Annotated in this window: 9 protein-coding genes; all 9 read left to right on the top strand. The window is 64.8% G+C overall.

The features are described 5' to 3' along the window. Position 1 precedes the first annotated feature (1 nt). A complete protein-coding gene (locus tag ACN2XU_RS02730; RefSeq protein ID WP_419408864.1) occupies positions 2-403 on the top strand; it encodes a phage tail tube protein in 402 nt (133 codons plus the stop codon). A 2-nt stretch (positions 404-405) separates the two neighbouring features. Then, on the top strand, positions 406-771 hold the full coding sequence (locus tag ACN2XU_RS02735) for a GTA-gp10 family protein (protein WP_419408865.1): 366 nt from the start codon (positions 406-408) through the stop codon (positions 769-771). 89 nt (positions 772-860) lie between these two features. Continuing rightward, positions 861-1,082 carry a hypothetical protein gene (locus ACN2XU_RS02740; RefSeq protein WP_419408866.1) on the top strand — a complete coding sequence of 74 codons (222 nt, stop codon included), beginning with the start codon at positions 861-863 and terminating at the stop codon, positions 1,080-1,082. Further along, positions 1,083-3,290 (top strand): phage tail length tape measure family protein, encoded by a 2,208-nt coding sequence (locus tag ACN2XU_RS02745; protein ID WP_419408867.1) that lies wholly within the window; start codon positions 1,083-1,085, stop codon positions 3,288-3,290. Positions 3,291-3,293: 3 nt separating this feature from the next. Further along, complete coding sequence (locus tag ACN2XU_RS02750; RefSeq protein ID WP_419408868.1) at positions 3,294-4,001, top strand: hypothetical protein; 708 nt, start codon at positions 3,294-3,296, stop codon at positions 3,999-4,001. Beyond that, positions 3,998-4,618, top strand: a complete 621-nt coding sequence (locus tag ACN2XU_RS02755) for a hypothetical protein (RefSeq protein WP_419408869.1) — start codon at positions 3,998-4,000, stop codon at positions 4,616-4,618. Before ACN2XU_RS02750 ends, ACN2XU_RS02755 begins: the two co-directional genes overlap by 4 nt. Next, positions 4,618-4,992 carry a DUF6950 family protein gene (locus ACN2XU_RS02760; protein ID WP_419408870.1) on the top strand — a complete coding sequence of 125 codons (375 nt, stop codon included), beginning with the start codon at positions 4,618-4,620 and terminating at the stop codon, positions 4,990-4,992. The genes ACN2XU_RS02755 and ACN2XU_RS02760 overlap by 1 nt, the downstream gene beginning before the upstream one ends. Then, positions 4,977-7,046 carry a fibronectin type III domain-containing protein gene (locus tag ACN2XU_RS02765; RefSeq protein WP_419408871.1) on the top strand — a complete coding sequence of 690 codons (2,070 nt, stop codon included), beginning with the start codon at positions 4,977-4,979 and terminating at the stop codon, positions 7,044-7,046. The genes ACN2XU_RS02760 and ACN2XU_RS02765 overlap by 16 nt, the downstream gene beginning before the upstream one ends. A gap of 27 nt (positions 7,047-7,073) precedes the next feature. Beyond that, positions 7,074-7,802, top strand: a 729-nt coding sequence (locus ACN2XU_RS02770; RefSeq protein WP_419408872.1) for a glycosyl hydrolase family 28-related protein, incomplete at its 3' end; no start/stop codon positions are given.

A 7,802-nucleotide genomic window follows, 5' to 3' on the forward strand; every position in this document is an offset into this window, starting at 1 on the left:
CATGGCTGATGCACAGATCGGATTTGGTTCCGATTTCCTGCGGGGCGTGACCTCGGTTGGCGAGGTGCTCAGCATCACGCCGCCGTCGCTGACCCGCGACGTGGTCGATGCGACCCACATGAAATCCACCGAAGGCTGGCGCGAGTATATCTCGGCGTTGCGCGATGGCGGCGAGGTCTCCGTCGAGATCCAGTCGAAGCCGTCCTCGACGGCGTTCCAGGCGCTGGTGGCGGACCTCGCGGATGATGATCCGGTGTCCTATTCCATCGGGTTCCCGGACGGGTCGAGCTGGACGTTCTCGGCGTTCCTGACGGGGCTGGAATCCACCGATCCGCTCGATGACAGGATCACCTCGACCGCGACCTTCAAGATCACCGGCAAGCCGGTCTTTGCGGCCTCCTGATCATGTCGAACAGGATTCGCGGGCGGCATGATTTCGAGGCCGATGGCAAGACCTGGTCGCTGCATTTCACGGCGAACGGGATGTGTGAGTTGGAGGACGCTGTCGGGTGCGGTGTCCTGGCATTCCTGAAACGGATCGAGGCGGCGGGCGAGGACATCAGCTTTCGCGATGTGCGGCTGCTGTTCTGGGCCGGGTTGCAGGAGCATCATCCAGACATTGACCTGCGCGGTGCCGGGGCGCTGATCACCGCGCTTGGCGGGATCGCGCAGGCGATGGAACTCACCGGACAGGCCGTCGCCGACAGCATGCCCAAGCCGGACGCGCCGGGCGACGGCGCGAAGGGAAAAAAGACCAAGGGGACGTCCTGAACTGGGCGTCCCTTCTGGAAGGATGGGTCGAGGCGGGGCAGGACCCGGAGCGGTTCTGGGGTCTGACCCTGCGGGAAATCGCCATCGTTATGGCGGGCGCTGCCAAGCGGATCGAGCGGGAGCGGTTGTTCCTTGAGGTCGGGGCCTGGCAGACCGCCCGCCTGACGATGATCGGGTTTCACAAGCCGGAGAAGTTTCCGGAGTTCCGGAAGGTCAGCTCGGCCAAGGTCCAGCGCAAGCGGCAAAACTGGGAAGACCAGAAGGCGCTGGCGCTGATGCTCAATGCCGCGTTCGGGGGAAGGATGCAGTAGATGGCAAATGCGATCATCGGCGCACTGCGCGTCGTTCTCGGGATGGACAGCGCCGCCTTCGAGGACGGCGTCGGGTCGGCGCAGAAGCGGGTGGCCGCGTTCCGCCGGTCGATGCAGCAGACCGGGCGGCAGTTGACCAGTGTCGGCACGAAGATGTCGGCGGCGTTGACGGCTCCGCTGGTCGGTCTCGCGTACAAGTCCGTAGCGGCACAGAGAGAGCAGGAGCGGGCGGTTGCCGCCGTCTCCACCGCGCTTGAGAGCATGGGCGACGGGGCTGGTTACACCCTGTCGCAACTCGAAGCCATGGCCTCTGCGCTGCAGGAAAAATCGCTATACGGCGACGAAGCGATCCTGTCCCGAGTGACGGCGAACTTGCTGACCTTCGGCAACATCTCGGGCGATGTGTTTGCCCGGGCGCAGCAGGCGGCGCTCGATCTCTCGGCGCGTCTCGGGCAGGACCTGCAGTCGTCTGCCGTCATGCTCGGCAAGGCGCTGAACGATCCGGTCGCGGGTCTCAGTGCCCTGAGCCGGGTCGGTGTCTCCTTCACCGAGCAGCAGAAGGAGATGATCAAGGCGATGGCCAAGGCCGGTGACGTGGCCGGTGCCCAGACCCTGATGCTCGAAGAGCTGGAACGGCAGTACAAGGGTCAGGCGGAAGCCATGGCCAACACGGACAGCGGTAAGATCACGCAGGCCCTGAACGCCATCGGCGATGCGACGGAAAAGATCGGCGCGGTGATCCTGCCGATCCTCGCGGACCTTTCCGTCTATGTGAAACGCGCGGCGGAGGCATTCCAGGGCCTGTCACCGGAGACACAGAAGTTCGTGGTCATCGCGGGCGGTCTGGGGGCGGCGCTCGGTCCTGTCGTCGCGGCGGTTGGTTTGATGCTGACGGCGCTCGCGCCGCTGGCCGGTGTGATCATGGCCGTGGTCTCGCCGCTTGGCCTTCTGGCGGCGGGCATCGCGGCGGCGGGCGTTGCGATCTACGTGAACTGGGGCGCTCTGCAGGAGGAGTTCCCGGCGATCACCGGGGCCATCGAGGCGGCGCTCGAAGGTCTGAAAGCCGCGTTCGACCGTATCCTTGAGGCTGTCCGGGTCATTTTCGACGGGATGCAGGAACAGTTCCGGCTGCTCGGAACCGGGATCGAGGCGCTGCTGAACGGCGATTTCCAGACCGCGTTCCTGTCGTTTCATGGCATCGTGCAGAGCTTCGCCAGCATGGTCCTTGGCGTCTTCCAGGTGCTGTTCGGGGATCTGGCGGCAGCGGTTGCGGAGGGTGTCCGGGACATGGTCGCCCGCCTGCAGACACTGGTCTCCGATCTCGGAGCAGCGTTTCAGGACGGCGTCGCGGTTGTCCGGCAGTTCGGGGCCGATCTCTTGGCGGCGCTAGGGCAGGTGCTGGCCGATGTCGTCGAGGCTGCGCTGAACATCGGCAGGGCGATCATCGACGGGATCAAACAGGGCATCGCCGAGAAGTGGCAGGGCGTGGTGGATTACATCTACAGTCTGGCCAGGGAACTGCCGGAGTGGATCACGCGACCGCTTGGCATCAATTCTCCGTCTCGGGTTTTCATGGAGATCGGCGGCTACATCGTTGACGGCCTTGTAAAGGGCATCGAGGGCGGCACCGGCCTGGTGCGCGGCGCGATGGACAAGATGTCGGACGCCGTCAACCTCGATAGCATCGAGAGCCATGCGAAGGCGGCGGAGAATGCCTTCAAAGGCATCGGCAGCACGGCGTCCAGTGTCTTTGGGGGAATTGGCAAGCTGATCGGCGAGGGCATCCGGGGCTTCAAGAACTTCAAGGAAGTCCTTTCCGGGGTGGCGCAGTCGCTGGCCAAGGTCCTTGCGCAGCAGGCTCAGGCCGGTCTGGTCAACATGTTCGGCGGGTCCGGCACCATCGGCGGGGCGCTGATCGGCGGGTTGTTCAGCGGTCTGACCGGATTCGCGACCGGCGGCTCGTTCGATGTCGGCGGTGTCGGCGGGATCGACAGCCAGATCGTGGCGTTCCGGGCAAGTCCGAACGAGTCCGTGCATGTCACGAAGCCGGGCCAGACCATCGGCGAGCGATCCCCGCAGCGGCTGCAGGTCATGGTCGAGTCGAGCGAGGACCTGCGGGTTGTCGCGGCAGATGCGGGCCGGTCCGCCTCCGTTCAGGTGGTGCAGGCGAACAACCGCATGATCCAGCAGACGCAAAGGCGGAGCTGACCCATGGTGCGCATCATCGACCTGCCGCCCGTAGTGCCGCTGCGCCATGCGCCGTTCTGGCTGGAAACCGACACCAGCTCCTATGGCCCCGGTGCCGATGGCAAGGAGACCATCGTCTACACCGAGGATCGGCGCTGGGTCTCCGAGATCGAAGTGCCTCCGCTCAATCCGGCGGTGGCACGGCTCGCCTCGGTGATCGGGGATCGGTTGCGAGGGCGGGCGAACCTGCTGCGCCTGACCCTGCCGAACTTCGGCACGGCGGTTTTCGAGGGCGATGAAGCGGCCTTCCTGGCCTCGGTGGGGATTGCGGCGGATGACATTGCACGCGGGAGCCTGCTGTTCTCCGATGGGGCGTCCTTCGATGACGGTGCAGGCTTTGCGCTGCCGGATCACGATGAGCCGGTCGCCGTCGCGGATGTCGCGGCGGGTGCGTCCGAGATCCAGCTCGACGGCTACCTCGGGCGGTCCCTCGCGGTGGGTGCGTTCTTTTCGATCAACGATTTCCTCCACCGGGTCGAGGCGAACACGGATGGTTTGGTCACCTTCAACCCGCCGCTGCGCGAAGCGGTTCCGGAGGGGGCAGAGGTCGAGGTCTCCAATCCGACCGTGCTTGTGCGGCTGCGCGATGACGCCGGCTGGCGGGTGTTCCAGCAGTACGGGCGGTTCTCCGAGAACCTTCGGGTCATGGTGACCGAGGCGTTCGAGCGATGATCGAGTTTATCAAGGCGCAGCCTGCGGAGTACCGTGACCAGGTCATGGCGCTACTGTCTGGCGGCGCGGTGCAGATGTCCGTGCTGCTGCACCTCGATTTCGCGACGGAGCCGCTGCTGCTGTGCAATCGCAACGTGCCGTTCACGGATCTGAAATGGGGAAGGGTCTGGGGTGCGGGAAGCGGTCTTCTGGTGGGCCTGCCGGAGATATCCGGCGGCGATAATGAGCTTGCGCCGTTCAGGGAGTACCAGCTCGGCATGCCGAACGAGATGATCGACGCGGCGAACTGGGCGGCGGAGCTAGTGACGATGGTGGGTGAAGTGTCGGAGTACCGGGCGCGGGACGCGGGGCTGTATGCCCAGCTCTTCGACCCGGACACGGGCGGGCCTGCCGGACATCCCTTCGCGCTCGACATCGGGATCATGGACAAGCTGACCGTGTCGTTTCCGCGCGGCGGGGCCATCGTCAGCCTCACCACGGAGAGCTTCATGGCCCGCAAGGGCGTGCCGACCTACGGCATGCTGACCTACTTCGACCAGAAACGGCGCTACCCCACGGACGAGGGCCTGCAGTTCGTGACCGAGTCGAACAAGCTGATCACCTGGACGGACTGGTAATGCTCGCCGATTTCATCGCCCTGACCCGCTCGGAGCCGTTCGAGTGGGGTGTCAACGATTGTGCGCTCTGGTGCGCCTCTGCGGTGCGCTACGAGACCGGTTTCGATCCGGCGGGTGACCTGCGCGGCACCTACAGCACCCGCGTCGGATGCCATCGGATCATCATGGCGGCTGGCAATCTTCTGAACCTGATCTCGCCGCGCATGACCCGCCTGCCTGACCTCGACGGCGACGGGGTGGCGGTGCTGCGGCACGATGGCCGGACGCTGTGCGGCTTGATCCTCGACGGTCGGGCGGTGCTGCGGATGGAGCGCGGCCTGCGGCTCGCGGATGACTTCACGGTTCTGCGGGGGTGGTCATGCCGCAAGCGCTAGGGTTTCTCTTGCCAGGCGTCTTTGGCGTCGGCGGCTCGGTCGCGCTTGTCACTGCGGCAGGGTCTCTGACCTGGGCGGGCATTGCGATCAACATCGCGGGGTCTTTGGCGCTCAGTGCCCTGACCGCGCCGAAGGTGCCGGATCAGGCCAAGCCGGACAACATCCAGCTCAACACGAAGAACGCCACCGGCCCGAGGTTCGGGCACTTCGGCAAGGTTCTGGTCGGCGGTAGCATCGTATTTCACCGCGCCGAAAGCGGGACGTCTTATCGCGTGATCGTACACGGGCACGGACAGATCAGCCGAGTCCTAGAATACCAGCTCGACGGCACGCCGGTGCTGCTCGACGGGAACGGGGACATCAACGCCGACGATCCGCCGTACATGGTCCGCAACAACACCACTTTTGGCTCCGTGCTCCAACCGCGCGTCCGGCTGCTGAGCCGTGACGGATCAGCCCCGAGTACCGCCTATTCGGAGATCACGGCGATTTGGCCGGAGTGGACCACGGACCACCGTCTCGACGGCCTCTGGACCACGATGATCCGGGCGCAGTCCGTGGCGGCGAGCAAGCAGCGCAAGAGCTTTCCGTTCGGGGAGCCGTCCGTGAAGGTCAAGGCGGAGACCGCCGCCTGCTATGACCCGCGCACCGAGACCAGCGCCTTCACCGAGAACATGGCGCTGGCGATCCGGGAATATGTGGCTCTGCCGCATGGATTCAACCGGCCAGATGTCTTCGATGAGGAAGACATCATCACCGAGGCGGACATCTGCGACCGCGACGTGGCGCTTGCCGCCGGGGGCACGGAGAAGCTGTACCGGATTGGCGGGTCCTACATGCTGAACGAGCGTCCGCAGGACGTGCTGGGCCGCATGCTCGCCGCCTGCGCCGGACGCATCCGGCTCAAGCCGAATGGCAAGGTGCGGCTCAAAGTCGGGGCCTGGACCGCGCCGGAGTTCACGCTCGGCTTTGCGGACATCCTCGAAGTGCAGGAGGTCAGCCCGGGGCCGGACATGCTCGATCGCTACAACGAACTGCCCGCGCGGTTCAACGCGCAGGACCTCGGGTTTGTCGAGGTCGATGCGGAGCCGTGGCTGGACGCCACCCGCGTGGCCGAAGATCGCGAGGTCCGGCCCGGTCCGGACAAGCCGCTGATCCTGTGCCCGTCTCACCGGCAGGCGCGGCAGTGCATGAAGATCCACACCGAGCGCGACAACCCGCGCCAGATCGTCACGTTGCTTTGCAAGCCGAAGGCGCTGCCAGCGATCTACGAGGACACTATCGCGGTCGATGTGCCGCAGCTTGGGCTGTCCGGCTACTTTGAGGTCTCGCGCCACGCGCTCAGCTTCGAGAAGGCGCTGCTGCGCTCGGTCGCGCTGGTGCTGCGCAAGGTCGATCCGGCGGCGTACAATCTGGCGCTGGCGGAGCAGGGGCAGGTTCAGGAGCTGCCGGAGCCGCAGACCTCCGCAGGGGTGCCGGTTCCGCAGAACGTGGTGGCGGGCGGGGCCGGGGTGCAGGTCTCGGCCAACACATTCGTCGCCGGGATCTCCATCGGCTGGCAGGCTCCGCCAAGCAGCGCCCTGACGCCTGTGGTCCATTACCGGGGCGCGGGATCGGGCGGCTGGAAGGGGGTTGCGGTGACCGCCGATGTGACGTCGGTGCAGATGCCGGGGCTGACCGAGGGCGGTATCTATGACGTCTCGGTTGCCTTCGAGACACCGGGCGGGGTGATCGGGGACGAGGTGGTTGTCGAGGACGTGGTTGCCGCTGCCTCGACCACAGCGCCCGCGCCACCAAGCGTCCTTGCGGTCACGGACGCCGGGGGCGGCGCGGCGCTGGTCGAGCTGACCGCTGCCGCCGCGGCCACGCTCTGGAAGACGCAGATTTACCGGGATGCCGTGCTCATTGCCACGAGCTACGCCGATCCGGGCACGGCGATCTCGATCACCGATGTCTGCGGCACCGGCACCTTCAACTGGACTGCGCGGTCCATCGACGTGTCCGTCAACCCGTCCGAAACGGACGCGGGGCCGGTCACGGCCACGATTGCATAGCTTTCTCAAAAAAAAGAGGTGTAGAGCATGGTCTTCCCACATGGAGGCGCGGTCGCGATTTGGCGCGCCCTGAATGGCCCGAATGATGATGGTTTGCCGGAAGACGCGGCGTACAACCCCAAGAAAGATCAGATCCGTGCATGGGGTCTGGCCGTGGAAGCGGTGATTGAAAATATAGTTCAGAGCCCTTCCGAGCTGCTTGAAGAGACAGGCTTGAACTTCGATGAGGGAGATAAGATTCAATCCGTGTCGCCCAGCTGTGTTTGGCTGGTCGCAGCAGATGATGCGAAGGATCATCATGTCGAAAACGCTGCTGGAAAAAAATTTTACGTCCTCCCTGGAGAGAACGGGTACAATGTCAAAGCATTTGGCGCGAAGGGGGATGGTTCTACCGACGACAGCGCAGCCATCAAAGCGGCCTTCACAGCGACCGTGAAAAACCAAATCACATCGGTCATGAACCCAAGTAATCCGGCCTCGCCAAACAGCATCTACTTTCCGGGCGGCGAGTATATCATCAACTCGGCGCGGAGCCTCATGGACGCGGTGTCCGGTGTGACGCGCCGTATGGGTGTCACATATCGCGGAGACGGAGCGGCGACCACGATCCACTTCGCTTACGACGGTGATGATTACCTCTGCTACAACCCCAACACGTTCCTTTTGACACGGTTCGAGAACCTGTTCTTCACCTGCGACAGTGACACATCCAAATTCATGTTCGTCAACGCCAGTGGCGGCGCGCAGGAAGTCCTG

Origin of the sequence: Pacificoceanicola niger (assembly GCF_048553275.1) — a bacterium.
Taxonomy (GTDB): domain Bacteria; phylum Pseudomonadota; class Alphaproteobacteria; order Rhodobacterales; family Rhodobacteraceae; genus Pacificoceanicola.

Excerpts from the sequence above, each read along its gene's own strand:
- ACN2XU_RS02730 (WP_419408864.1), top strand. The coding sequence starts at position 2 with ATGGCTGATGCACAGATCGGATTTGGTTCCGATTTCCTGCGGGGCGTG.
- ACN2XU_RS02755 (WP_419408869.1), top strand. The coding sequence starts at position 3,998 with ATGATCGAGTTTATCAAGGCGCAGCCTGCGGAGTACCGTGACCAGGTC.
- ACN2XU_RS02750 (WP_419408868.1), top strand. The coding sequence starts at position 3,294 with ATGGTGCGCATCATCGACCTGCCGCCCGTAGTGCCGCTGCGCCATGCG.
- ACN2XU_RS02740 (WP_419408866.1), top strand. The coding sequence starts at position 861 with ATGGCGGGCGCTGCCAAGCGGATCGAGCGGGAGCGGTTGTTCCTTGAG.
- ACN2XU_RS02745 (WP_419408867.1), top strand. The coding sequence starts at position 1,083 with ATGGCAAATGCGATCATCGGCGCACTGCGCGTCGTTCTCGGGATGGAC.
- ACN2XU_RS02765 (WP_419408871.1), top strand. The coding sequence starts at position 4,977 with ATGCCGCAAGCGCTAGGGTTTCTCTTGCCAGGCGTCTTTGGCGTCGGC.
- ACN2XU_RS02735 (WP_419408865.1), top strand. The coding sequence starts at position 406 with ATGTCGAACAGGATTCGCGGGCGGCATGATTTCGAGGCCGATGGCAAG.
- ACN2XU_RS02760 (WP_419408870.1), top strand. The coding sequence starts at position 4,618 with ATGCTCGCCGATTTCATCGCCCTGACCCGCTCGGAGCCGTTCGAGTGG.